Source organism: Ensifer sp. ENS08 (genome assembly GCF_014852195.1).
Classification (GTDB): Bacteria; Pseudomonadota; Alphaproteobacteria; order Rhizobiales; family Rhizobiaceae; genus Ensifer; species Ensifer adhaerens.
In genome coordinates, this window is the sequence record NZ_JACVBF010000006.1 from 25,480 (window position 1) to 49,670 (window position 24,191).

Genomic DNA, 24,191 nt, shown 5'->3' on the forward strand with positions numbered 1-24,191 from the left:
TTGGTTTTGGTTCAAAGTGGGCGGACCGGGATCCTCATCCCGCTCCAGTCAGTCAGTCGAAGCGACGGCGAGCGCCGCTTCGAGATCGCTCCAGAGGGCCTCCGTTCCCTCCAGACCGACATGGAGCCGTACCGATCGCGGCGAGATGCCGAAGGCGGCCGCGGAATTGGGCTGGGCTTTCTGCGACAGCACGACTTCGCCCGGCACGATGAGGCTTTCATGCCCGCCCCAGGACACGCCGAGCTTGAAGAGTTCGAGATGGTCCGCGAAGCGCCTGACGTCGACGCCCTCGCGGAAGATGAAGGAGAAGAGGCCGGAGGTGCCGGAAAGGCCCGGCGGCAACGTGTTGCCAAGGCCGGGGTGGCAGACGGTCTCGACCAGCGGGTGAGCCTGCAGGCGGCGCGCGACTTCAAGCGCCGAGCGCTCGTGCGACTTCATCCGGATCGGCAAGGTACGCAGACCGCGGATCAAGAGCCAGGCGTCGAAGGGAGAAAGCTTGCCGCCGAGATAGGGATAAGCTTCGGAACGGATGCGGCCGATCAGTTCCTTCGATCCGGTGACGACGCCGGCGACGACGTCCGAGTGGCCGCCGAGATATTTCGAGGCCGAATGGATGACGAGATCGACGCCGAGCGAGATCGGCTGCTGGAAGATCGGGCTCGCCCAGCTGTTGTCGATCGCGGTGATGATGCCCTGGTCCTTCGCCAGGCGGGCAAGGGAAGCGACGTCGTGGGTGTCCATTACCCAACTCGTCGGGCTTTCCATGTAGAAGAGCTTGGCGCCGGGCAGCGCCTTGGCGACCGCTTCCTCGTCGCGGCCGTCGACATAGGTCACTTCGATCTTCATGCGCTTCAGATGCGTGCCGAACAGGCGGAAGGCATCGGGATAGACATGGTTGACGGCAACGATCCGGTCGCCCGGCTCGACGAAGGAAAGCACGGTCGAGGAGATCGCCGACATGCCGCTCGCAAAACCGATCGCGTCCTCGCCGCCTTCGAGTTTCGCCAGGATCTCCTCGAACATGCGCACAGTCGGGTTGAGGCCGCGGGTATAGATCGGCCGCACGCGCTCGCCCCGGTAGGAGGCGACCATGTCGTCATAGTCCTTGAAGGTGAAGAGCGAGGTCTGCACGATCGGCGGCACGACGGCGTCGAAGGCGTGGCCTTCGTCATGCGCGACGATCAGCGAGGCGTGGTCGAACGGATCGAGGCCGTTGGTCATTTGGACATTTCCTTGATGTCTTCCTCGACGATCGCGAGGATTTTCAGCGTTTCTTCGCGCGCGGTCTCAGGGTCCTGAGCAGCGATCGCGTTGAAGAGGGTGCGGTGGAACGGGAAGGAGCGACGGGCGAAGTCCGTTCGGTCGAAAGGATGGTCCCAGAAGCGCTCGAAGGCCTCGCGCATCTGTTCCAGCAGCTGGCGAAAGAGCGGATTGTGGGTGGCGTCGTAGATCGCCAGATGAAAGGCCAGGTCTTCCGGCCCCGACGTGCCCTTGGCGATATGCACGCGCTCCATTTCGTTGAGCCTGATTTCGATGACCTTCAGGTCGTCTTCGGTTCGCCGGCGGGCGGCGACCATGTTGGCCTCGACCTCGATGCCGCGGCGCACTTCGAGCGTCATCAACAGCACGTCGCGCAGGTGCGCCGCGTCGAGCGTGAGCGGCATATGGACGGTCGCGCCGGAGATCGTGCGCAAGAGATAGGTGCCGCTGCCCTTGCGCGCCTCGACGACGCCGAGTGCCTGGAAGTGGCGAATGACCTCACGGATCGTGGAGCGGCCGACGACCAGCGCCGTCATCAGCTCGCGCTCGGCCGGCAGGCGTTCGCCGGGTTTCAGGCCCGATTGTTCGATGTAGTCAGCCAACGCGGCAATCACCTGCTGAGCCCGGTCGGCCGGGGGCAGGGGCATCAGTGCCGCTCTTGCCGGTTCATTCATTCGGCTCCCTCCCCAGAGGCCAAATTGGTCTGACATCTCACCAATATGATCAAGCCAGTTGGGGTCGTCAAGCAAGAACTGATAGACGCACAACTGTTGACCCCGCCCGCCTCAGGCGTAGACAAGGGAGGCAAGGAGCTCTGGTGATGATGAAATCGGAATATCAGTTCGTGGTCGCAGCCGTGCTCGGCGCGTTCTTCGTCATGGTGGCGGCTGCGGGGGATGCCGAGGCTCAGATGCGGACGCGGAAGGGCGAGTATTACGAGGGGATCCAGCGCAAGCCCTATGGCTATTACTGGATCTGGCCACCGGTCGAGCAGCAGCAGCCCGTCTACAAGAAACAACCCGGCAAGAAGGGGAGCGAGCTCGCGAAGCCGCGCAAGCGGCCGGTTCAATAGCCGCAGGGCTCGACGAAGAGCGCAAAGAGAAGCGGCGCCTTGGGGCGCCGCAACTTTGATCAGACCTTCGCGACGTGAACGTCGCGGGGGAGCGAGGAAAGAACCTCCGGCCCATCCTCCCGGAGGATAACGATATCCTCGAGCCTGATGCCGAAGCGGCCGGGGAGATAGATGCCGGGCTCGATCGAGAAGACCATGCCTTCTTCGAGCACGGTTTCCGAGGTCGCGGTGATATAGGGCGGCTCGTGGCCGTCGATGCCCATGCCGTGGCCGGTGCGGTGGACGAAGTACTCGCCATAACCGGCGTCCGAAATCACCTTGCGGGCAGCGGCATCAACCTCCTTGGCGAGCACGCCCGGGCGAGCCGCCTTCAGTGCCGCCTGGACGGCCCTTTCGACGATCGTGTGGATCTGCCCGTAGCCTTCGGGCGCGCGGCCGACGATCGCCATGCGCGTAATGTCGCTCGGGAAGCCCTGCTTGCGGCCGCCGATGTCGATAACGACGGCATCGCCTTCCTCGATCACCCGCTCGCTGGCGGAGTGATGCGGGAAGGCGCCGTTGCCGCCGGCGCCGACGATCCAGAAGGCCGGTGCCGCACCTTCCGAGGCGAAGTGCGCGCGGATGTCGGCGGCCAGTTCCTTCTCGGTCATGCCCGGGCGGATCTTGGAGAATGCCGCCTGCATGGCGCGATCGGCGATGCCGGCATTCATCTTCAGAAGCGCGTACTCGCTCTTGTCCTTGCGCATGCGGAGTGCGCCGAGCGTCGCCGGGGTGAATTCGCGCGCGGTATCGGCGGGCAGCGCATCGATCAGCAGCAGCGCAAAATCGGCGCGCATGGTTTCGTCGAGCACGACGCGACCGGGCTTTGCGGCGCCGACATCGGCAAGCGCTGCGGTCAGGGCGTCGCTCGGGCCAACGTCATCGGCCCAGTTGTGGAAGGCGATGTCGGTGTGCTCGCGCGTGCCTTCGGCGTTGAGCGCCGGCATCAGGAACGCTTCCTTCTCCGGGCCGATGAGCAGTAGGCACGGGCGTTCGTCGGGATGCGGATGGTAGCCGATCAGCCAATCCATATGCGATCCCGGCGCCAACGCGACGAGGCCGACATTGCTTTCGGCCATCGTGCGGCGGAGTGCTGCAAAACGGCTCTTGGTGAGTTCCTTCATGGTGTTTCCAATTCTGGCTTGAGAAATCAGATGCCACAGCCGGTCATGCGGCCGTGGCCGAAGGTGAGGGGGAAAGGAGCACCGGAGATCGGCGCGTCGCCGGCTATGGGGAATGCTTGAGGCCCGCGCCTGTCTTGCGGCGGGACTTGGATCTTTGGCTCTTCAAGCGGACACCTCCCCCTCGAATGCACGAACATGAGGCCGGGAGGCTGGTCGCTTCCCGTCGCTATGCTTCTGTATTTGCACGACTTTGGTGCTGTGGCTGAGCGTTGTCAATACGGAATTTTAGTCACACTAAAATTTGTGACGGCATCGCCTCAGGCAGCCAATCGCAGTAACCGTGCAACCGCCTGCTGGTCGAAGCCGCCGATACCCTCACGGATGTCGGCAGCGACCGCGTCGGCAGCAGCGTTCTCATCGCGGCGCCTCAGCGCCTCGATTGCCTCGCGGTGGCGGTCGACCACGTAGAGTTCGGTCACGTGTTCCATGGCGATGCCGAGGATCGGGCCGAGCTGCAGCCAGACGCTCTCGATCAGCGGCATGGCGACCGCATCGGGATTGGCCGTGTAGATCATCCGGTGAAACGCCTGGTTGGCGATCAGCGCCGCCACCTTGTCACCCCGACGGATCTCCGTCTCGATGCTGTCGTCGATCGCCGTGATCTTCTCGATCTGACGTTCGGAAAGATGAGCGACGGCCCGGCGAGCCGCATGGCTTTCGAGCGCGATGCGCAACGAGATCAGTTCTTCGAAGCGGGCGGGCGTGATGTGCGGCACCACGATGCGGCGGTTTTCGAGGAACTGCAGCGCGCCGATCGAGGTCAGCTGTCTAAGCGCCTCGCGCACCGGGGTCGGGCTGCTTTCAAGCGCCTCGGCCAGACCGCGGATGGTGACGGAGGTGCCGGGTCGGAACGCGCCGACCATGATCGCCTGGCGCAGCCGGTGAAAGGCATAGTCATGCGTGGTCATGCCGTCGGGGCGCGCAAGCGGCGGTAAGACAAGGGGTTTCAAGTGCGCATGTCCTTTTGCCCGAATTGCGATGGCTTTCTCATCAGCGAGAGCGGTGTTTGGCAAACGCCTGCATACACTTTTCCGCGTCCCGCTCTACGTCAAACGCCTGATAGCACTGCCGCTGCTTGACTCCAATTCCAGAATTATGTCAACTTTCTGAAAATGTGATCACAAAAAGAGATTTGCGATATGTCGCTCGACGCGGAAGATCCCAGCGCATTCAAGGCATGGCTCGAGCAGAACGGGCCGATCGAAAGCATCCAAGCCGTCGTCTGCGACCTCAACGGCATCATGCGAGGCAAACGCGTGCCGGTGGAGCAGGCGGGCAAGGTGCTCGGCGGCGGCATCCGCATGCCGCTCTCGATTGTCGGTGTCGACGTATGGGGCGAGGACATCATCAACAGCGAGCAGGTGTTTGCGAGCGGCGACCGCGACGGCATCTGCGGTGTCACTGGCCGCGGCGCGCTGCCGGTCAACTGGACCTCGCGGCCGAGCGCGCTGGTGCCGCTCTGGCTGCAGCTTGAGGACGGCAAGCCGTTTCTCGCCGATCCGCGCCAGGCCCTGGCGGCGGTCGTGCGGGAGTACAAGGAGCTCGGCCTTCGCCCCGTCGTCGCGACCGAGTTGGAGTTTTACCTGATCGACCCGGAGCCGGACAGCGCAGTGCCGCCGATCTCGCCCTATACCGGCAAGCGTCTCGATTCCGATGCGATCCTCTCGATCGACGAACTCGACGATTTCGGTGAGTTCTTTTCCGACGTCTACAAGGAATGCGCCCGGCAGAACGTGCCGGCGGATGCGGCGATCGCCGAGAACGGCATCGGCCAGTTCGAAATCAACCTGCTCCACACCGACGACCCGCTGAAGGCGGCCGACGACGCGATCTTCTTCAAGCGCATTGTCAAGGGCGTGGCGCGCAAGCATGGGCTCGCCGCGACCTTCATGGCCAAGCCCTATGGCACCCGTTCCGGCAATGGCATGCATATCCATTTCAGCCTGCTCGACGAGGAGGGCAACAACGTCTTCAACGACGGCAGCGACGAGGGCTCGCCGATGCTGAAGAACGCCGTCGCCGGTCTACTGCGCGGCATGGCCGAGACGACGCTGCTGTTTGCGCCGCATTTCAATTCCTACCGGCGACTGCGGCCGGATACGCACGCGCCAACCGCCGTCTGCTGGGGTTACGAGAACCGCACCTCGGCCATCCGTATTCCCGGCGGCAATCCTGCCGCGCGGCGTATCGAGCACCGCGTCGCCGGTGCCGACTCCAATCCTTATCTCGTCATCGCCGCGATCCTCGGTGCTGCCCTGGTCGGCATCCGCAACAAGTGGAAGCCGCCGGCGCCGGTCTCGGGTCGGGCCTATGCAGCGGAGAAATTGCCCAAAATTCCCTCGGAATGGGGGCAAGCGGTCGACAGCTTCGAGGCAGGACCGATTGCCGCCGAAATCTTCGATCCCGTGCTGCGCTCGATGCTGATCGCCTGCAAACGCCAGGAAATCGCGGGCTTTGCCGAGCAGGTCACGGACTACGAATTCAGCGCCTATCTGGAAATCGTCTGATGCTTACCAAACAGAAATCCTATGCCGGAGACGGCAGCTATCCGACCAGCTACTACGCCGCCTCCCGCAACATCATCCGCACGCCGGTCCGGCTGCAGGGCCGGGTCGAGACCGACATCTGCGTCGTCGGCGCCGGCTATTCCGGTCTGTCGACGGCGATCCATCTTGCCGAAAAAGGCTACAAGGTCGTCGTCATCGAGGGCGCGCAGGTCGGCTGGGGCGCTTCGGGCCGCAACGGCGGTCAGGTGGTCAACGGCCTTAATGCCAGTCTCGCGACCATCCAGCGCCGCTACGGCGAGGATGCGGCGCGCTTCATCGGCGGGCTGGTGCAGGAGGGCGGCAAGATCATCCGCCGCCTCGTCAGCCAGTACCAGATCGAATGCGACCTGAAGCCGGGCAATATCTACGCCGCCTATACGCCGGCGCATATGAAGGAGCTCGAAGCCAAGCAGGCGCTCTGGCGCAAATACGGCATGGACGATCACCAGTTGCTCGACCGTGACGCGCTCGCCAAGCTCGTCAAGTCGGATGCCTATTGCGGCGGCATGCTGGATACGACCGGCGGCCACATGCATCCGCTCAATTTGGTGCTCGGCGAGGCCCGTGCCTTCGAAAGCATTGGCGGCACGATCTACGAACAGTCGCCGGTGACACGTGTCGACCACGAGGCGGCGCGGCCGACCGTCTATACTGAAGGCGGCGAGGTTTCGGCGCGCATCGTCGTTCTCTGCGGCAATGCCTATCTCGGCGATGCCGTGCCGAAGCTCGTCTCGCGCGTCATGCCGGTTTCGACGCAGATGATCACCACGGCGCCGCTCGGCGAAGAGCTTGCCCATTCGCTGATCCCGAGCGACATGTGCGTCGAGGACGTGCGCTATATCCTCGACTATTTCAGGCTCTCGGCCGACAAGCGCATGATCTTCGGTGGCGGTACCGTCTATGGCGGAACCGATCCGGCCGACGTGGTCGCCAAGCTGAAGCCCAATCTCGAAAAGGTGTTCCCCGCGCTCAAGGGCGTGAAGATCGACTATGCCTGGAGCGGCAATTTCGCGCTCTCCTTCACCCGCGTGCCGCAGATGGGCCGGATCGGCAGCAACACCTATTTCGCCCATGGCTATAGCGGCCACGGCGTTACCGGTTCGCACCTCTTCGGCCGCACGCTCGCCGAGGCGATCGACGGCGACACCACGCGTTATGACGTCTTCGAGAAGCTGCCCTGGTATCCGTTCCCGGGCGGGCGCATGTTCCGGGCGCAGTATTCCACCATCGGTTCCTGGTGGTACCAGTTCAAGGACGCGGCCGGGCTCTAGGAACAATCCGCGCGCAGCGGCGTTTTGGCCGGGCGGACCGCCGTCTCGGCGGCGGTCAGCGGTCGATCTCGCGTCGAATGTGTTTCCCTCCTGATTGGCGATGCGATAGTATCGACCTTCTGCGGCAGGGGTCCGCCATCTCAAAGTGGGCCTTTGCGTCTCTGCCCTGTGACCGCCCGCATCTGGCGCTTGCTGAATCGGTCACCAAGGATCGCCCGCCTGTCGCTGCGGGCAAGCAAACGGGGAGCCTATCGCTCCCGATTGATTTCCTGGGAGACCTCGCGATGTTCGTGCGCTTTGGCTATGAAATCGGCATTCGTTGCCCGCAGCCGACCCCGATGATGACCTATCTTTCCGTCGTGCCGGAACGGCGCTCATGCCTGCGGCGCGAGCATGGTCCAGTCTCTTCGCCGATAGTGAAGATGGAGCAGATCACTGATCCGCATGGCAACACCTGCTTCCGGATGACTGTGCCCGAGGGCGATTTCAAGCTCTGCTATGATGCGGTGATAGAGGATGACGGCAGGCTCGACGCCACGGACCCATTGGCGGATGCGGTGCCGGTCGAGAACCTGCCCGCCGAGTGGCTGCCTTATCTTGCAGCCAGCCGCTACTGCGAAACGGACCGGCTTGGCGCGCTTGCCTGGCGTCTGTTCGGCGATGTGCCAGCCGGCTGGGAGCGCGTCCAGGCGATTTGCGATTATGTCCATGAACGCCTCGTTTTCAGCTACGGCTATGCACAGGCGATGCGCACGGCACTCGAGGCGCATGAGGATCGCGTCGGTGTCAGCCGCGACTACGCCCATCTGGCGATCACCCTCTGTCGCTGCATGAACATGCCGGCGCGCTACGTGAACGGCTATATGGCCGATATCCCCGCGAGCGAACATCCTGCGCCGATGGATTTCAATGCCTGGTTCGAGGTCTATCTCGGCGATCGCTGGCATACGTTCGACGCCAAGAACAACCAGCGGCGGGCGGGGCGCATCGCGGTTGCCCGCGGCCGTGATGCCGCCGACATTCCGCTGATCCAGACCTTCGGCAAACATGAGCTCACCGCTTTCACCGTCTGGACCTGCGTCGAAACGGATAGCGCGCTCAAAGGCTCGCATCGCGCCTTCGACGTTTCGCTGCTCACCCCATGGTTCAGCGAAACCTGGGCGAAGCATCTTCAGGACCGCGACCGCAACCGCCATTGATGAGCGCGATGGCGGCGAACCGATTTTTTACGATTTATGCGATTTGCGGAATTTAATATCTACAAACTCAATGGAAAATATAGGAGAACAAGACAGTCGATGGGCCGTGGCCCTCGCAGGAACGGAGAGACGCGATGAACGCAGCGAAACCGATGATCCAGTCCCGCTACGCACTCTACGGGACCACACCGCAACGCCGCTCACATGTTCATCTCGTTCCGCACGCAATTGCCATCGTTGCCGCCTTCTCTTTCGTCAGCGCCGTCGTCGTCGGCGCCTTCTGACGGCTGCCTCAGCTTTGCCGTGACAGATGCTCGTGCACGGCAAGCCACTCTCCTGACGATTTCCGCTCGAACACGATCGTTTCCCGTTCGTCCGCGGTTGCGGGCTCTCCATTGAATTCCAGTTCGGTCTCGACCCGGTGGGTGAAGACCGCGACATTGCCCACCGTCTGCACATTTCGCTCGCTCGACCGGCAGGCGCGCACGCGAAAACCGTCCCGTTCCTCCCAAAGCGACCACTCGGCCTCGTACTCCGCCCTGCTTTTCAGCGGTCGGTCGAGCGTGTGGAAGATGAAGGTCGCATCCGGCGCGAACGCGGAGAAATAGGCTGTCCGGTCATGCCTGGCGAAAGCGGCAACCAGCCGGTCGGCGGCCTGAAGCACCGACTGTTCGAGATCTTTCATGGGGTTCCCTCTTTATCCGGAAGCAGACTGCTCCGGTGGTCTTCGTGATGGTCAGCGCACTGCAATGAGCGTCGCCAGCGGGCGGTTCTGGCGTGAGACGCGCGCTTTGAGATCGTCGAGCGACATGGTTTCGCGCTTCGCGAACTCGGTGAACATCATGTTGAGATTGTTGAAGAACATCTCGCCGACCGCCTCGGCATCGACATCAAGTGCGACGACGCCCTTGGCCTGCAGCTTGCGGATCAGCGTCGAAACCTGCTCGCATAGCCGACGATCGAGTTCGGTGTAGCGCTTGCTGAACGGGCTCTCCGGCTGCTGGATGGCGATCGCCATCGCGGTGCGCCACATCTCCTTGCTGAGATAGTAGAGCGAGTGATCGTAGTATTCGCCGATCAGCGCATCGAGTGCGCCCATGACGGAGGCGGGCGGGTTGTCGACGATCGATCCGCCGCCGGCGAGCACCTCCTCGACTTCCATCGATACGGTGGCGAGCAGGATGTCGCCCTTGTTTTCATAGTAGTTGTAGAAGGTTCCGACCGAAATTTCAGCGCGCTCGGCAATGTCCTCGATGCGTGCGCTGTCGTAGCCGACTTCGCGAAAAAGCGCGGCGGCGGCGTCGAGAATTCGCCTGTTGCGATCCGCCTTTTGCCGTGCGCGCAGCCCTGTCATTCCAGTGTTTCCCCGAATTATGAATTGGTTCAAAATTGAGATTGACTTAAAAAATGAATTCATTCAATCTTTTTTTGAAGACGCCGAAACGAGCGTCAAAACAAGAGGGCAACAGCATGATGCAGTCAGTTCGTGACGGTGCGCGCCTGCGCCGTTTTTTCTCCTCCACGGCCGCAATCGCGATCGCCGCTCTGTCGACGGTCGCGGCCCCCGCGCCGGTCTTTGCCCAGGAAGAGCTCAATGCGCTCGTCTGGTGCGACCACACCGATCCGGCGCTTCTTGAGCCGTTCGAGAAGGCCAATGACGTGAAGGTCAACGTCAAGGTTTATGAGGGTACCGGGGCAGGGCTCTCGATCCTCGACCAGTCGCAACCGGGCGACTGGGACGTGCTCGTGATCGACGGCGTCGACGTGCACCGGGCCATCGACCTCGATCTGCTTGCCGAAATGCCGGCCGATGCGTTGCCGACCGCCGACATTTTCCCGGAAGTGCGCATGGAGGCCAACAACACCAAGGACGGCAAGACCTACGCCGTCACCGAGAAGTTCGGCTACAACACGATTTCCTACGACAAGACCAAGGTCGACCCGAAGGACATGCAGGACCTTTCGGTTATCTGGTCGGATAAATACAAGGGCCGCATAGCGCTCTACGACTACTATCTGCCGATGATCGGTCTCGTCGGGCTTGGCCTCGGCAAGAAGACCGCCGATCTGAGCGACGCGGACATGCCGGCGATCAAGGAAAAGCTCGCGGCAATGCGGGCCGTTTCCAAGCAGGTGAGCGACGTCGTCTCATCGCAGACCGCGCTTGCGACCGGCGAAGTCGACATTCTCGTCGGCGGTGGCGAATGGATCACCGCTGTTCTCTCGGCCGACAAGCCCAGCCTCGATTGGACCATCCCCGAGCAGGGCGCTGTGCGCTGGGCGCAGTCGATCGGCGTGATGAAGGGTTCGACCAAGCAGGATCTGGCGCTGAAGTTCGTGCAGTACATCGTGAGCCCCGAGGGCCAGGCGCGGCTTGCGACCTCTTCCTGCTACTGGGCGATGCCGGCCAATGCCAAGGCGGGTGAACACCTGACCGACCAGCAGAAGGCGGCCCTGCGCTTCGACCAGCAGGCCGAATATCTGAAGAAGACGCAGCTCTATCCGATCCCGTCGGCCGATCTCGACCAGCAGTTCCAGGACGCCTGGACGGAAATGCTGCAGCAGTAATGAAAGCAGCGGGCGCGATGTGTCGCGCTCGCCCTTCTTCTTCGCTCGCCGAAATCCTTTGATCTGGGACGGTAATGGCAGACACCGCTTTGACATCAGCGACAGCGCTTGAAGACGCCGACCGGCGCAAGGCCTGGGGCTTCGTTGCTCCAGCGCTTCTGTGGACCGTCGCCTTCTTCGTCGTGCCCTTCGCCTTCATGGCGGCCATGAGCCTCTGGAAGCGGGAAGGGCGGGACATCGTCCATGCCTGGAACTTCGACAACTACGTCCGCTTCTTCTCCGAAAACGCGCTGTTCCGGGGGCTCGTCAACTCGCTCGAAATCACCGTTATCGTCACGGTGATCTCGGTGCTGCTCGCCTATCCGCTCGCCTGGATCATCGCCGAGCGCGTGCCGAAGCGGCTGCAGCGCATGGCGCTGATCCTGGCGATCCTGCCGTTCTGGACCTCCTATGTGGTGCGCTCCTATTCCTGGCTGCTGGTGTTATCGAAGAACGGCGTGATCAATCAGGTCTTCATGAGCATCGGCCTTATCTCCGAGCCGCTGGAGCTGGCGAGCACGCGCACGGCCACGGTCATCGGTTTCGTGCACTTCTTCGTCATGCTTTTGACGCTGACGATCTATTCCAACCTGATCCAGCTTTCGCCAAACTACCGCCGCGCGGCCGCAGACCTCGGCGCCAATGCCTTCCAGACCTTCTGGCATGTGGTGCTGCCCTTGACGCTGCCCGGTATCATGACCGGCGCTTTCCTTACCTTCGTGCTTTGCATCGGCGACTATGTCACGCCGCAGATCCTCGGCGGCAACAACGAACTGGTGCTGCCGCAGATCATCATGCTGCAGCTCGGGCGCCGGGCGGATTTCCCGATGGCAGCGGCGCTGTCGATCGTGCTGATGCTCGCCGTCACCGTCGCCTATCTCGCCTGCGCTCGCTGGCTGAAGATCGAGAGGGCCTGACGATGCTGCGCCAGATCTCCGCAAGCGTGCTCTCCTGGACCTATCTCGTCCTCGTCTATGCCTTCATCTTCTTGCCGGTTGCCGTATTGGTGCTGTTCTCGTTCCAGGATGGTCGCCTGCCGGTGCCGCCGTTCAACGGCTTTTCGCTGCAATGGTACGAGGCGGTTTTCGCCGACCGCAAGCTGATGGCAGCGCTTGGTAACTCGATGGTCGTGGCGCTCGTCTCCTCGGTCATCTCCGTGCTGCTCGGCTTTCTCGCAGCCTATGCGCTCGCGCGCTACAAGCTGCCCGGCTCGGCGCTGCAAAGGGGACTGCTGATCGCGCCGATGACGGTCAGCTACCTGATCATCGCGCTTGGCCTTTTGTCGCTCATGAACGCGCTGCATATCCCGCTGTCGCTGATGACGGTCGGCATCGGCCATGTGGTGATCAACCTGCCGCTCTGCTTTGCCATCATCTATGCCTCGATGGGGGATCATCACATCAACATCGAGCGGGCGGCGCGCGATCTCGGCGCCAACGATTTCAAAGTGATGGCGCTGGTGACGGCGCCGATGCTGATGCCGTCGATCCTTGCTGCCTTCTTCCTTTCCGTCACCTTCAGCTGGGACGAGTTCATCATCGCCTTCCTGCTGTCGCGCTTCGACGTGACGCTGCCCGTCGAGATCTGGAGCATGCTGCGCTCCGGCCTCAACCCCAAGACCAATGCCATCGGCTCGCTGGTGTTCTTAGCCTCTGTCGCCGTGCTCCTCATCCTTGAGCTTTCCCTGTTCGGAAGGACGAAAAAACAATGACAGCTCCTGTCTCGATCGAAAACGTCAGCAAGACCTTCGGTGCCTTCACGGCCCTGGATAACGTTTCCCTCGATATCCGGGCTGGCGAGTTCATCGTGCTGCTCGGGCCGTCCGGCTGCGGCAAGACCACGCTTCTGTCGATCCTTGGCGGCTTTCAGTCGCCAAGCGCGGGACGCGTGACGATCGCGGGGCAGGACATGACCTATGTGGCGCCGGCCAAGCGTCCGACGACGACGATGTTCCAGGACTATGCGCTGTTTCCGCACATGCGCCTTGTCGACAATGTCGGTTTTGGCCTCAGGATGCGCGGCCTTGCCAAGGCCGAGCGGGACGAAAGGGCGCTCGGTTTCCTCGATCTCGTCGGTCTGAAGGCTTCCGCCGGCAAGCGGCCGCACGAGCTCTCGGGCGGCCAGCGCCAGCGCGTGGCGCTCGCCCGCGCGCTTGCCGTCGACCCGGATGTGCTGCTTCTCGACGAACCGCTCGGCGCGCTCGACCTGAAACTGCGCCGTCAGATGCAGGACGAGCTGAAGGCGATCCAAAAGCGCGTCGGCACGACCTTCGTGCACGTCACCCACGACCAGGAAGAGGCGATGGCGATCGCCGACCGGATCGTGGTGATGAACCAGGGCCGTATCGAGGATTTTGGCCCGCCATCGGAGATCTATATGCGCCCGCGCTCGCTGTTTTCGGCGGGCTTCATGGGCGAGGTCAATTTCGTTTCCGGCCGTGTGGCGGCGGCGGACGCCAGCTCCGCCCGTGTCGAAACCCCGCTCGGCAGCCTGGCGCTGCCGACTGGCAACTTTACCGCATCGTCGCCGAAGGCCGGCGACCGGATTACACTGACCATCCGGCCGGAACACTTCCGCGCTGACGACAAGGCAGAGGGTCCGACAGTGGCGCTTGGTGAGGCGCGGGTTGCCGGCAGCGCTTTCTTCGGCACGCATTACCGCTGCCACCTGCAGCCCTGTGCGGCGGACACGAGGGCGCTGGTCGCGCACTTGCCGCAATCGGCAAGCGTTCGCGAGGGCGAGATTGTGCCGCTTGCCGTGCGCGCCGCCGACGTCGTAGCCTTGCCCGCCACGGGTGGACATGCGTAGCACGATGCAGAGAATTGCACCTCAGGACTGGTACCGGGTGAGGCGGCTCGACGACGGCGTCACCGCTGTCGATGAGCCCTATATCCAGGAATTCTACCGCTGCAACATCTGGCATGTGCGCGGCCGCGACCGCGATATGCTCGTCGATAGCGGCATGGGTGTCGTGTCGCTCCGGCAATGGGTGCCCCTCGTCACCGAACGCGCCTTGGACGCCGTCGCCAGCCACACCCACTTCGACCATATCGGCTGCCATCACGAGTTCGAGTGCCGCTGCGTGCATTCGGCCGAGGCGGAACTGCTGGCGCATCCGACGCGCAAGAACACGCTCGCCGACCCCTACGTCGCCGACGAGATCTTCGACGCGCTGCCGCCCGAGCCCTACGCCTCCACCACCTATGCGGTGAAGGCGGCGCCGGCGACGCGGCTGCTCGAAGACGGCGACCATATCGATCTCGGCGACCGCGTCTTCCAGGTGATCCACACGCCCGGCCATTCGCCCGGCGGGATTGCGCTCTTCGAGGCGAAGACCGGGATCCTGTTCTCCGGCGACATCCTCTACGATGGCCCGCTGATCGAGGACACTTATCATTCCAACGCCGACGACTATCTGGCGTCGATGGAACGGCTGCTGAAGATACCCGCGCGTATCGTTCACGGCGGACATTTTCCGAGCTTTTCGGGTGAGCGTTACCGAGCGCTAATCCTTGAATGGCTTGCTGAAAAACAAAAGACAAACTGACGGGAAGGAGGAGCGAATGCTCGACAAACGCAAGTTCTACATCAACGGCACCTGGGTGGATCCCATCGTCGCCAACGACCTCGAGGTCCTGAACCCGGCAACGGAAAAGCCGGTTGCGGTGATCTCCATGGGCACGGCCGCGGACATCGACCGGGCCGTTGCTGCGGCCAAGAAGGCCTTTGCGACCTATAGCCGGACGAGCGTCGAGGAGCGCCTGGCGCTGCTTGAAAAGCTGCTTGCCGTCTACAAGCGCCGCTATGACGAGATGGTCGACACCATCACCATGGAACTCGGCGCGCCGAAGACTATGACCCGTGAGCAGCAGGCCGATGTCGGCGTCGGCCACCTGCAGGGCTTCATCGATGCGCTGAAGCGCCTGAAGACCCGCGACCGGCTGCCGAACGGCGACGTGATCCTGCGCGAGCCGATCGGCGTCTGCGGCCTGATCACGCCCTGGAACTGGCCGATCAACCAGATCGCGCTGAAGGTGGTGCCGGCGCTCGCAACCGGCTCGACCTGCGTATTGAAGCCGAGCGAGTTCACGCCGCTCAATGCCATGCTTTACGCTGAAATGGTGCATGAGGCGGGCTTCCCGGCCGGCGTCTTCAACCTCGTCAACGGCGACGGCATCAACGCCGGTGCCGCGCTGTCGAAGCATCCCGACATCGACATGATGTCGTTCACCGGCTCGACCCGCGCCGGCATCGCCGTCAGCAAGGATGCCGCCGAAACGGTCAAGCGCGTGACGCTGGAGCTCGGTGGCAAGTCGCCGAACATCGTCTTTGCCGACGCCGATCTCGAAGACCGCGTCACCGGCAGCGTGCTCGAATGCTTCAACAATTCCGGCCAGTCCTGCGACGCGCCGACCCGCATGCTGGTGGAGCGTAGCGTCTATGACCAGGTGGTTGAGATCGCCAAGCGCGTCGGCCGCGAGGCGAAAGTCGGAGACCCGACGCAAGAGGGCGGCCATATCGGACCGCTCGTCAGCCACATCCAGTTCGGCCGGGTGCAGGCGCTGATCGAAGCAGGCATTGCCGAAGGCGCGCGGCTGCTCGTCGGCGGTGCCGGCAAGCCGGAGGGCTTCGAGACCGGCTACTTCGTCAAGCCGACGATCTTTGCCGACGTCAACAACGAGATGCGCATCGCCCGCGAGGAAGTCTTCGGTCCGGTGCTGGCGATCATCCCCTTCGACACCGAGGAGGAGGCGATCGCGATTGCCAACGACACCAACTACGGCCTTGCCGCCTATGTGCAGACGGGCAACCCGGAGCGGGCCGAGCGCGTCGCCGGACGCCTGCGCGCCGGCATGGTGCACATCAATGGCGGGCCGCACCGCTACGGCAGCCCGTTCGGCGGCTACAAGCAGTCCGGCAACGGTCGCGAAGGCGGTATGTTCGGCCTTGAGGACTTCCTCGAAGTGAAGACCGTTCACGTTCCCGACGCTGCCTGAACACAGCGCTACGTCCTTGAATGACGGCCGTCGCAATCTGCGGCGGCCGTTTTTTCTTTCAGGCTTCGGCGCTTGCAGGGCTGTCACCGGTCGTCCGCATCTGGTAGCTCGTCGGCTTACCGCCCCAGACGACCGCGCCCTTCCGGATGCCTCCCGTGACCCAAGCTTCCCATTCCCATAATCGCGTTGCCATGGCTGCCCTTCTCATTGGCGGCGCTGCGATCGGCGGCTCGCCGATCTTCGTGCGGCTGTCGGAAGTCGGGCCGATGGCGACCGCCTTCTGGCGCGTGGCGCTGGCCTTGATCCCGCTTCTCGCCTGGACCTGGTTTCGTCCCGAGGGCGCCGGGGGGCGGCGACCGGAAAAGCTCTCGGAATATGCGCTTCTGGTCCTGCCGGGCGTGTTTCTCGCGATCGATCTCGGTGCCTGGCACTATGCGTTGACCAAGACATCGGTCGCCAACGCCACGCTGCTTGCCAATCTCGCGCCCGTCTTCGTGACGCTCACGAGCTGGCTTTTGTTTCGCTCGCGCGTCAGCGCCGTCTTCGCCCTCGGCCTCGCAACGGCAGTCGCGGGCGTGGTGATCCTCAAGGGCGGCCCGATGGCGCTGGGTGACGGCAATCTGCTCGGCGATGGCGTGGCCGTCGTCGCGGCGATGTTCTACGCCGGCTATATTCTGGCGATCGGGCAGCTGCGCAGCCTGTTCAGCACCGTGCGCATCATGATCTGGAGCACGGCTTCGGCTGCGATCTGCATGCTGCCGATGGCCGTCCTGTTCGAGCCGTCGCTGTTGCCGCCGACCGCCTTCGGCTGGGCGATGCTTTTCGGGCTCGCCTTCGTCAGCCATGCCGGCGGGCAGGTGGCGATCACCTACGCACTCGCCTATCTACCGCCCGCATTTTCGTCGCTGACCCTGCTGTTGCAGCCGGTCGTGGCGGCGATCCTCGCCTGGCTCCTGCTTGCCGAGCCGGTCGGGCTGATGCAGGCGATCGGCGGGGCGATCGTGCTTGTCGGCATATTGATCGCGCGGCGCGGATAACGCCGCGCGACTACATTCCGATCAGAGACCGGGTGGCGTGAAGTTCGCCAGCCGCTCTTCAAGCTTGCGGATCGTTTCGGCGTCGGCATTGGCGAAGGCAAAGCGCAGGTAGTTCTCCTGGCCTTCGCCGAAATAGTCGCCGGGCAGGCAGACGACGCCGGCGAGCTTGGCCAGCTTCTCGGCGATGAACTGCGAATCGATATCCGGGTAGGGGTGGCGGACATAGGCGAAATAGGCGCCGACCGCCTGCAGCTTCCACTTCGGCAGGCGGCTCATGACGTCGCGTAGCGCATCGGCTCGTGCCGCGATTTCGGCGCGGTTCGTCTGACGCCAGTCGGCAAGAGCCGGGATTGCCTTCGCGACCGCGGCCTGGGCTGAGCGCGGCGCGCAGATCTGCAGGTTGTCCATGATCTTCGTCACCTGCTCGATGACGGCAGGGCCGGCGGTGATCGCGCCCAGGCGATGGCCCGGGATGCAGAAAGACTTGGAAAAGCTGTAGAGGCCGATGAAGCTATCCTGCCAGCCTTCGGTGGCCAGCAGGCCATGGGGCGCTGCGGAGGCATCGGGCAGGAAGTCGCGATAGGTTTCGTCGAGGATCAGCCAGACGCCCTTGGCACGGCAGGCCTCGTAGATACGGGCGAGCAGCTCCGGCGGGTAGACGGCGCCGGTCGGATTGTTGGGCGAGACCAGCGCGAGCGCCCGGATGCCGGGGTGAAGTGCCGCGGCAATTGCATCGACCTCCGGCAGGAAGCCGGCGCCGGCATCGCAAGGTACGAGCTCGACATTGATGCCGAGCATCGACAGCGTCGTTTCCTGGTTGAAGTAATAGGGGTTGGTCATCAGGATCGTATCGCCCGCGCCGGCAATGGCCATTGCCGTGCAGATGAAGGCCTGGTTGCAGCCCGAGGTGATGTGGATGTTGTCGGCGGCGACCGCAGCACCATAGAGGCCGGCGACATGCGCCGCATAGGCCTCACGCAGCTCCGCTTCGCCTTCGATCGCGCCATAGCCGGTGTAAGCGGTTGAGGCTGCAGCCTCACCGAGCCAGGCCAGCATGTCCGGATGGGCGGGATAGCCGGGCACTGCCTGCGACAGGTCGATCAGCGGGCCACGGGAGCCATCGTAGGACTTCGCCCAGGCCAGCACCGAGGGCACGGGCGGCGGCGAGAGCTTTTCGACGAGCGGGTTGAAATGCGGCATGACGGGTGTTCCTGTGGGTTAGGCCTTGGCTTTGCGTTTCTGCGGACGATCGGTGCGGCGAGCACGGCTCGGCGCCGAAACCGGCTGAAAACCGTTCTTCTCCGATTTACGATCTGTCGGCTCGGATTTCGAGGTGCGGCTGCGAATAATCGTGCGCGCCGATGTCTGCAGTTCCGGCATCGGGTCGCTTTCGAGGGTTTCGAACATCCAGTCGATGAAGATGCGCACGATCGGTGCCGCCAGCACCTCGTTGCGGCAGGCGACGAAGAAGGCGTCGTTGGCGGGCACCGTCAGGTCGAAAGGGGCGATCAGTTCGCCGCGCGCGATCAGGCTGCCGGCGGTAATCGTATCGCCGAGCGCGACGCCCTGGTTGTGCAGGGCGGCCTCGGTCGAAAGCCGTGCGTCACTCATGAAATGCTGCTGGCCGCGCTGCAGGTCGCTGGCATCCGCCGCCGCAAGCCAGGTGTTCCATTCGCGGCCATCGTCGCCATGCAGCATGACGTGGTCGCGCAGGTCGCGAACCGAGCGCAGTGGCCGCATGTTGAGCAGCGTCGGGCTGACGACAGGGAAAAGTTCGAGACGGCTCCAGAGCTTGGCCCAGGCGCCGGACCAGTTGCCGTCGCCATAGATCAGGCAGACGTCGACGTCGGGCGAGTGGAGATACGCCTCGTCGTTAGAGGCGATCAGCGTCAGACGCACGTCCGGATACTGCTCGGTGAAAAGATGCAGCCGCGGGATCAGCCAGAAGGAAAGCAGCGCCGGGACGCAGGTGATGCGCAGTTCGCCGCTCGTCGTCGGCCGCGTCATCGCTGCGGTCGCCGCGGCGATTTCGGCAAAGGCGTGGGTGACGGCCGGCAGCAGCAATGCCCCCTGCGGCGTCAGCTTCAGCCGCTTGCCGCCGCGTTCAAACAGCGCCGCCTTGACCGAAAGTTCGAGCGCGCGGATCTGATGGCTGATCGCACCGTGGGTGACGTTGAGTTCACGCGCCGCGGCCGAAACGGAGCCCCGCCGCGCCGTCGCTTCGAAGGCGCGCAAGGGGTTGAGGGGAGGCAGGCGGCTGGACAAATCGGGGCGTTCCGGCGGTTGCTGTGATGTGAATTTTTCTCACACGAAACGCTATAACAATGTCAATTGATTTTCTAGGGGAATTGCCGCCTAATATTCATCAACAAAGGCGAAAACGCCTGGGGAACATGAACGCGCCGGACGAGCCGGCCCCTTCCGCAGACAGATATCTGTGGCGCCTTCGCGCGCATGCCTCAGGCTATGGAAGACGGAGGATTGAATCGATGGCCTGGAACGACAACAAGCTTGCCGAACTGAAGGCAAAGTATGGCGAAAGCCATGGCGGCGAGCTGTTCGACCCGACCTTCCGCAAGGTCGCCGACAAGATCTTCAACAAGAGCGGCACACGTCTCGCGCCCTATTCCGGCATCCCGACCTTCCTGACGGCGCCGCACATGCCTGTTGACGCGGAGAACCCGGATTTCGGCAATCTGCAGGTGGCGATCGTCGGCATTCCCATGGATCTTGGCGTCACCAACCGTCCGGGCTCGCGCTTTGGACCGCGGGCGCTGCGCTCGATCGAGCGTATCGGTCCTTATAACCACGTGCTCGGCTGCACGCCGGTTCAGGAACTCCGCGTCGCGGATATCGGCGACGTGCCGTTCCAGAGCCGCTACCGGCTGGAACTCAGCCATGAGGACATCGAGAAGCGCATCAACCAGATCGTCGATGCCGGCGTGCTGCCGCTGTCGGTCGGCGGCGACCACTCGATCACCCACCCGATCCTGAAAGCGGTCGGCAAGAAGCGCCCGGTCGGCATGATCCACATCGACGCGCATTGCGACACCGGCGGCGCCTACGACCTCACCAAGTTCCACCATGGCGGTCCGTTCCGAAACGCGGTGCTCGACGGCGTGCTCGACCCGACCCGCGTCGTGCAGATCGGCATCCGCGGTTCGGCCGAATATCTCTGGGAGTTCTCCTACGAGTCCGGCATGACCGTCATCCATGCGGAGGAAGTGACCGGTCTCGGCATTCCCGCGATCATCGAGAAAGCGAAGAAGATCGTCGGCGACGGCCCGACCTATCTGTCCTTCGACATCGACAGCCTCGATCCATCCTTCGCGCCGGGTACCGGCACGCCGGAAGTCGGCGGTCTGACGACCCGCGAAGTGCTGGAATTGATCCGTGGCCTCAAGGGCATCAACCTCGTCGGCGGCGACGTCGTCGAAGTGGCGCCGCAATATGACTCGACCACCAACACGGCCCATGCGGGCGCGCAGGTGCTCTTCGAAATCCTGAGCCTCATGGTCTTCAGCCCGGCGATCACGGGCAAGTCCGCCTGAGGCCTGACTAAGGGTTCGTCGGCTGCCGGACCGGAAACGGCGGCCGACCACCAGACTGCACAATCACAAAGCTTCCGGGTAGGGGAATTACCATGACGATCCATGCAAAACTGAAGACAGCCTTCGCCGCCGCCCTGATGCTCGGGGCCGCCGCCGGCATCGCCAAGGCCGACGCGCTTGCCGATATCAAGTCCGCCGGCCAGATCAATGTCGGCATCTTCTCCGACTTCCCGCCGTTCTCCTCGGCCAGCGCCGACATGAGCATCAAGGGCTATGACGTCGACGTCGCGCAGCAGATCGCCGATGATCTCGGCGTCAAGCTCAACCTCGTCAGCGTCACAGGGCAGAACCGCATTCCTTATCTCAACGACAAGCGCGTCGACATCCTGATGAGCGTCGGCTTCTCCAAGGAGCGCGCCGAGGTGATCGATTTTGCCGCGGCTTACGCGCCTTACTACATCGCCGTCATCGGCCCGGCGGAACTGAAGGTTGCCGGCAAGGAAGACCTTGCCGAGAAGACCATCGCCGTCAATCGCGGCACGCTGGAAGACACCTCGCTTACCGAGGCGGCCCCGGCCAATGCCGACATCCAGCGCTTCGACAACTACAATGCTGTGATCCAGGCCTTCATCTCCGGCCAGACGCAACTGATGGTCGTCGGCAACGACGTCGGCGCCCAGGTGCTGGCCCGCCAGGAAGCGTTGAAACCGGAGCAGAAGTTCCAGCTTCTGACCTCGCCGTCGCATATCGGTCTCAACAAGAGCGAGGAAGGCCTGAAGAAGGCGGTCAACGACTCCGTTGCCAAAATGCTCTCGGACGGCAAGTTGAACGCGAGCTCGGAGGCCTGGCTGAAGACGCCGCTCAACCCCGACAACCTCAAGGACTAACAAGCTCGGTGGCCGCGGGGGGCAATCCCCTCGCGGCCCGCTTGAGGAAAGGTTGCGACGATGGGCTACGGCCTCAGCTTCGGTTGGCTCAAGGACGCCGCGGGCGCAATCGCCCATGGCGCGGCCATGACCGTGTTCCTGATCGCCTGCACCACGGTGCTTGGCATCCTGATCAGCATTCTCTTCGCCGCCGCTCGCCGCAGCCGTTATGGCGTCTTGCGCAAGGCGGTGGCCGTCTACGTCGAAGTCGTCAGGAACACGCCGTTCCTGGTGCAGCTGTTCTTCATCTATTTCGGCCTGCCGAGCCTCGGCATCCGACTCGACCCGATCGTCGCGGCAATAGTCGCAATGACGCTGAATATGGCGGCCTATACGACCGAGATCGTCGGTGCGGGTCTCGATGCTGTGCCGAAGGGGCAGAGCGAGGCGGCGTTTGCGCTCGGGCTTAAGCCCCGCCAGGTCTTCGTCAAGATCATCCTGCCGCAGGCGCTGAAGGTGATTTTCCCGGCGCTCACCAGCCAGGTGATCATCATGATGCTGGAATCGGCGGTCGTCTCGCAGATCGCGGTGCGGGAGTTGGCGCATGAGGCGGACCTGCTGCAGGCGCGCACTTTCCGCTCATTCGAGACCTATTTCGTCGTCACGCTGATCTATCTCGGCCTGTCGATGGCGCTTCGGCGGCTGTTCGTCGCCGGCGGGCGCCGCGTGCTTGGAGCGGGCGTGTCATGATCGAGTTCACCTTCTGGGACATCCTGCGCAACCTGATCTTCGCTACGCGGTGGACGATCCTGCTGTCGATCGTCGCTTTTGCCGGCGGCGCAGCAGTGGGGCTTGCCGTCCTTGCAGCGCGCATTTCCGAGCGCCGTTGGGCGCGGCGCTTCGGCTCCGGCTACATCGCGCTCTTCCAGGGAACACCGCTCCTGATGCAGCTGTTCCTGATGTTCTTCGGCCTGCCGATGCTCGGTTTCCGCATCGAGCCGTGGACGGCGGCAGCCCTCGGATTGACCTTCTATGCCAGTGCCTATCTCGCCGAGATCTGGCGTGGCGGGGTCGAGGCACTGCCGCGCGGGCAGTGGGATGCCGGCGCGAGCCTCGGGCTGCACCGGTTGCAGGAACTGCGGCTCGTCATCCTGCCGCAGGCCTTCGCCATCACCCGGCCGGCCGCCGTCGGCTTCCTCGTGCAGCTCATCAAGAGCACGGCGCTGACCTCGATCATCGGCTTCGAAGAGCTTCTCAGAACCGCGAATGCGATCAATAATGCAACCTTCGAACCTTTCACGGTCTATGGGCTGGTCGCGGTGATCTTCTTCGTGCTGTGTTATCCGCTGACACAATATTCGCGCATGCTGGAGCGCAAAACAGCCGCGCACTGAGACTGAAAATGTGCAAGAAATCAAACAGAACAGGGAACAAGGCGGATCACCGCCGAAACAAAGGAGAACGCGAATGATCACCACTTCCATCAAGCGCCGCACGCTGCTCGGCGCCGGCCTTGCCGGTGCCTCCATGCTGGCGATGCCGTCGATCCTGCGCGCGCAGGACAAGTCGCTGAAGGTCGGCGTCTATGGCGGCTACTTCAAGGATTCGTTCGACAAGAACATCTTCCCGGAATTCACCAAAGCGACCGGCATTGCCGTCGAGTCGATCGCGGAACCGACCGGTGAAGCCTGGCTCGTCCAGCTCGAACAGGCCGCCCGCGCCGGCCAGGCCCCAGCCGACGTTTCGATGATGTCGCAGGTCGCGATGCTGAAGGGCCAGTCGACCGATCTCTGGACGCCGCTCGATACCGCCAAGATCAAGAATGCCTCGAACCTGCTTGATCGCTTCGTCAACAAGTATCCGGACGGACGCATTGCCGGCATCGGCGCTGTTTCCTGGTACATCACGCTGGTGACCAACACCGACGTCTACAAGGAAGCGCCGACCTCCTGGACCGCCTTCTGGGATCCGGCGAACGCCGACAAGCTCGGCCTGCTCGCGCTCGTCTCCAACTCGTTCCTGCTCGAAGTGACGGCCAAGACGTTCTTCGGCGGCACCAATGCGCTCGACACCGAAGAAGGCCTTCTCAAGGCGTTCGACAAGCTTGCTGAAGTGAAGCCCAACGTTCGCCTGTGGTACCGCGACGAGGCGCAGTTCGAGCAGTCGCTGAAGTCGGGCGAAATCCCGATGGGCCAGTACTATCACGACGTCACCGGCCTTGCTGCTGCCGACGGTCACCCGGTCCGCTCCACCTTCCCGAAGGAAGGCGGTATTCAGGATTCCGGTTGCTGGGCACTGTCGCGTGCCTCGCAGAAGTCCGAGGAAGCCCATATCTTCATCGACTACATGTGCCAACCCTCGATCCAGGCGACGCTGTCGCGCAAGGTCGGAACGTCGCCGACCGTCAAGCGCGAGGTTACGGATCTGACCGACAAGGAATTCGCAGCCGTCTCGTCGGATATCGAGCCGATCATTCCGCGCTACGATCTCTACCAGACCAAGTCGGATTGGCTGAACCAGAAGTGGACCGAGCTGATCGTCGGCTGATCCGGCCAGCTCCCC

Annotated in this window: 26 protein-coding genes; 17 read left to right on the forward strand and 9 right to left on the reverse strand. The window is 63.2% G+C overall.

All coding sequences use genetic code 11. The annotated features are described in order from the left end of the window. Window positions 1–48: 48 nt before the first annotated feature. Both IB272_RS15400 and IB272_RS15405 read right to left on the reverse strand, forming a co-directional pair. On the reverse strand, window positions 49–1,221 hold the full coding sequence (locus tag IB272_RS15400) for a PLP-dependent transferase (RefSeq protein WP_192444550.1): 1,173 nt from the start codon (window positions 1,219–1,221) through the stop codon (window positions 49–51). Further along, window positions 1,218–1,934 carry a FadR/GntR family transcriptional regulator gene (locus IB272_RS15405; protein ID WP_060605244.1) on the reverse strand — a complete coding sequence of 239 codons (717 nt, stop codon included), beginning with the start codon at window positions 1,932–1,934 and terminating at the stop codon, window positions 1,218–1,220. The genes IB272_RS15400 and IB272_RS15405 overlap by 4 nt, the downstream gene beginning before the upstream one ends. Before the next feature lie 146 nt (window positions 1,935–2,080). Here IB272_RS15405 and IB272_RS15410 point away from each other — a divergent pair, with 146 nt between their 5' ends. Beyond that, window positions 2,081–2,332: a hypothetical protein gene (locus tag IB272_RS15410; protein WP_060520335.1), complete on the forward strand. Its 252-nt coding sequence runs from the start codon at window positions 2,081–2,083 to the stop codon at window positions 2,330–2,332. Between the two features lie 59 nt (window positions 2,333–2,391). Here IB272_RS15410 and IB272_RS15415 read toward each other — a convergent pair whose 3' ends face one another. Together IB272_RS15415 and IB272_RS15420 are read right to left on the reverse strand one after the other, a co-directional pair. Then, on the reverse strand, window positions 2,392–3,495 hold the full coding sequence (locus IB272_RS15415) for an aminopeptidase P family protein (RefSeq protein ID WP_192444552.1): 1,104 nt from the start codon (window positions 3,493–3,495) through the stop codon (window positions 2,392–2,394). A gap of 317 nt (window positions 3,496–3,812) precedes the next feature. Further along, on the reverse strand, window positions 3,813–4,505 hold the full coding sequence (locus IB272_RS15420; protein ID WP_060520336.1) for a GntR family transcriptional regulator: 693 nt from the start codon (window positions 4,503–4,505) through the stop codon (window positions 3,813–3,815). A 189-nt stretch (window positions 4,506–4,694) separates the two neighbouring features. Between IB272_RS15420 and IB272_RS15425 the strand changes: the two genes are divergently transcribed. From IB272_RS15425 to IB272_RS15440, 4 genes are all read left to right on the forward strand, one after another. Then, window positions 4,695–6,062 (forward strand): glutamine synthetase family protein, encoded by a 1,368-nt coding sequence (locus tag IB272_RS15425; protein WP_034798892.1) that lies wholly within the window; start codon window positions 4,695–4,697, stop codon window positions 6,060–6,062. Next, entirely contained in the window at window positions 6,059–7,372 is a 1,314-nt protein-coding gene (locus IB272_RS15430; RefSeq protein ID WP_162732980.1) for an FAD-binding oxidoreductase, read from the forward strand. The genes IB272_RS15425 and IB272_RS15430 overlap by 4 nt, the downstream gene beginning before the upstream one ends. 284 nt (window positions 7,373–7,656) lie before the next feature. Beyond that, window positions 7,657–8,571 (forward strand): transglutaminase family protein, encoded by a 915-nt coding sequence (locus tag IB272_RS15435; RefSeq protein WP_060582991.1) that lies wholly within the window; start codon window positions 7,657–7,659, stop codon window positions 8,569–8,571. A 134-nt stretch (window positions 8,572–8,705) separates the two neighbouring features. Beyond that, entirely contained in the window at window positions 8,706–8,855 is a 150-nt protein-coding gene (locus tag IB272_RS15440; protein ID WP_034798890.1) for a hypothetical protein, read from the forward strand. An 8-nt stretch (window positions 8,856–8,863) separates the two neighbouring features. Here the strand turns inward: IB272_RS15440 and IB272_RS15445 are convergent, their stop codons facing one another. After that, window positions 8,864–9,256, reverse strand: coding sequence for a nuclear transport factor 2 family protein (locus IB272_RS15445; RefSeq protein ID WP_060582992.1), 393 nt, complete (start codon window positions 9,254–9,256; stop codon window positions 8,864–8,866). A gap of 51 nt (window positions 9,257–9,307) precedes the next feature. Next, entirely contained in the window at window positions 9,308–9,925 is a 618-nt protein-coding gene (locus IB272_RS15450; RefSeq protein ID WP_060582993.1) for a TetR/AcrR family transcriptional regulator, read from the reverse strand. 116 nt (window positions 9,926–10,041) lie between these two features. Here IB272_RS15450 and IB272_RS15455 point away from each other — a divergent pair, with 116 nt between their 5' ends. The 6 genes from IB272_RS15455 (at window position 10,042) to IB272_RS15480 (ending at window position 16,175) form a co-directional block, all read left to right on the forward strand. Beyond that, window positions 10,042–11,139 (forward strand): extracellular solute-binding protein, encoded by a 1,098-nt coding sequence (locus IB272_RS15455; protein ID WP_192444554.1) that lies wholly within the window; start codon window positions 10,042–10,044, stop codon window positions 11,137–11,139. A gap of 74 nt (window positions 11,140–11,213) precedes the next feature. Continuing rightward, a complete protein-coding gene (locus IB272_RS15460; RefSeq protein ID WP_034798883.1) occupies window positions 11,214–12,095 on the forward strand; it encodes an ABC transporter permease in 882 nt (293 codons plus the stop codon). Window positions 12,096–12,097: 2 nt separating this feature from the next. Next, entirely contained in the window at window positions 12,098–12,889 is a 792-nt protein-coding gene (locus IB272_RS15465) for an ABC transporter permease (RefSeq protein ID WP_034798882.1), read from the forward strand. Beyond that, window positions 12,886–13,986 carry an ABC transporter ATP-binding protein gene (locus IB272_RS15470; protein WP_060582994.1) on the forward strand — a complete coding sequence of 367 codons (1,101 nt, stop codon included), beginning with the start codon at window positions 12,886–12,888 and terminating at the stop codon, window positions 13,984–13,986. The genes IB272_RS15465 and IB272_RS15470 overlap by 4 nt, the downstream gene beginning before the upstream one ends. Before the next feature lie 4 nt (window positions 13,987–13,990). Then, window positions 13,991–14,725, forward strand: a complete 735-nt coding sequence (locus tag IB272_RS15475) for an MBL fold metallo-hydrolase (protein ID WP_060582995.1) — start codon at window positions 13,991–13,993, stop codon at window positions 14,723–14,725. A 16-nt stretch (window positions 14,726–14,741) separates the two neighbouring features. Further along, window positions 14,742–16,175: an aldehyde dehydrogenase family protein gene (locus IB272_RS15480; protein WP_060582996.1), complete on the forward strand. Its 1,434-nt coding sequence runs from the start codon at window positions 14,742–14,744 to the stop codon at window positions 16,173–16,175. A 58-nt stretch (window positions 16,176–16,233) separates the two neighbouring features. Here the strand turns inward: IB272_RS15480 and IB272_RS35385 are convergent, their stop codons facing one another. Further along, entirely contained in the window at window positions 16,234–16,368 is a 135-nt protein-coding gene (locus IB272_RS35385) for a hypothetical protein (RefSeq protein WP_256385289.1), read from the reverse strand. On the opposite strand from IB272_RS35385, the gene IB272_RS15485 reads away from it, so the two are divergent. Continuing rightward, the gene (locus IB272_RS15485) at window positions 16,367–17,212 is read left to right on the forward strand and encodes a DMT family transporter (protein WP_082572801.1); all 846 of its coding nucleotides are present in this window, start codon (window positions 16,367–16,369) and stop codon (window positions 17,210–17,212) included. The two genes, IB272_RS35385 and IB272_RS15485, sit on opposite strands and share 2 nt — an antisense overlap. A gap of 21 nt (window positions 17,213–17,233) precedes the next feature. Here the strand turns inward: IB272_RS15485 and IB272_RS15490 are convergent, their stop codons facing one another. Continuing rightward, window positions 17,234–18,412 carry an aminotransferase gene (locus IB272_RS15490; protein WP_060582997.1) on the reverse strand — a complete coding sequence of 393 codons (1,179 nt, stop codon included), beginning with the start codon at window positions 18,410–18,412 and terminating at the stop codon, window positions 17,234–17,236. 18 nt (window positions 18,413–18,430) lie between these two features. After that, a complete protein-coding gene (locus IB272_RS15495) occupies window positions 18,431–19,477 on the reverse strand; it encodes a LysR substrate-binding domain-containing protein (protein WP_034798872.1) in 1,047 nt (348 codons plus the stop codon). Between the two features lie 224 nt (window positions 19,478–19,701). On the opposite strand from IB272_RS15495, the gene speB reads away from it, so the two are divergent. From speB to IB272_RS15520, 5 genes are all read left to right on the forward strand, one after another. Further along, the gene (gene speB, locus IB272_RS15500) at window positions 19,702–20,763 is read left to right on the forward strand and encodes an agmatinase (protein WP_034798870.1); all 1,062 of its coding nucleotides are present in this window, start codon (window positions 19,702–19,704) and stop codon (window positions 20,761–20,763) included. 92 nt (window positions 20,764–20,855) lie between these two features. Continuing rightward, window positions 20,856–21,650, forward strand: a complete 795-nt coding sequence (locus tag IB272_RS15505; protein WP_034798868.1) for a transporter substrate-binding domain-containing protein — start codon at window positions 20,856–20,858, stop codon at window positions 21,648–21,650. A gap of 60 nt (window positions 21,651–21,710) precedes the next feature. After that, window positions 21,711–22,379: an amino acid ABC transporter permease gene (locus IB272_RS15510; protein WP_034798866.1), complete on the forward strand. Its 669-nt coding sequence runs from the start codon at window positions 21,711–21,713 to the stop codon at window positions 22,377–22,379. Beyond that, window positions 22,376–23,023: an amino acid ABC transporter permease gene (locus IB272_RS15515; protein ID WP_034798864.1), complete on the forward strand. Its 648-nt coding sequence runs from the start codon at window positions 22,376–22,378 to the stop codon at window positions 23,021–23,023. The genes IB272_RS15510 and IB272_RS15515 overlap by 4 nt, the downstream gene beginning before the upstream one ends. A 73-nt stretch (window positions 23,024–23,096) precedes the next feature. Next, window positions 23,097–24,176, forward strand: coding sequence for an ABC transporter substrate-binding protein (locus IB272_RS15520; protein ID WP_034798862.1), 1,080 nt, complete (start codon window positions 23,097–23,099; stop codon window positions 24,174–24,176). Window positions 24,177–24,191: the final 15 nt, after the last annotated feature.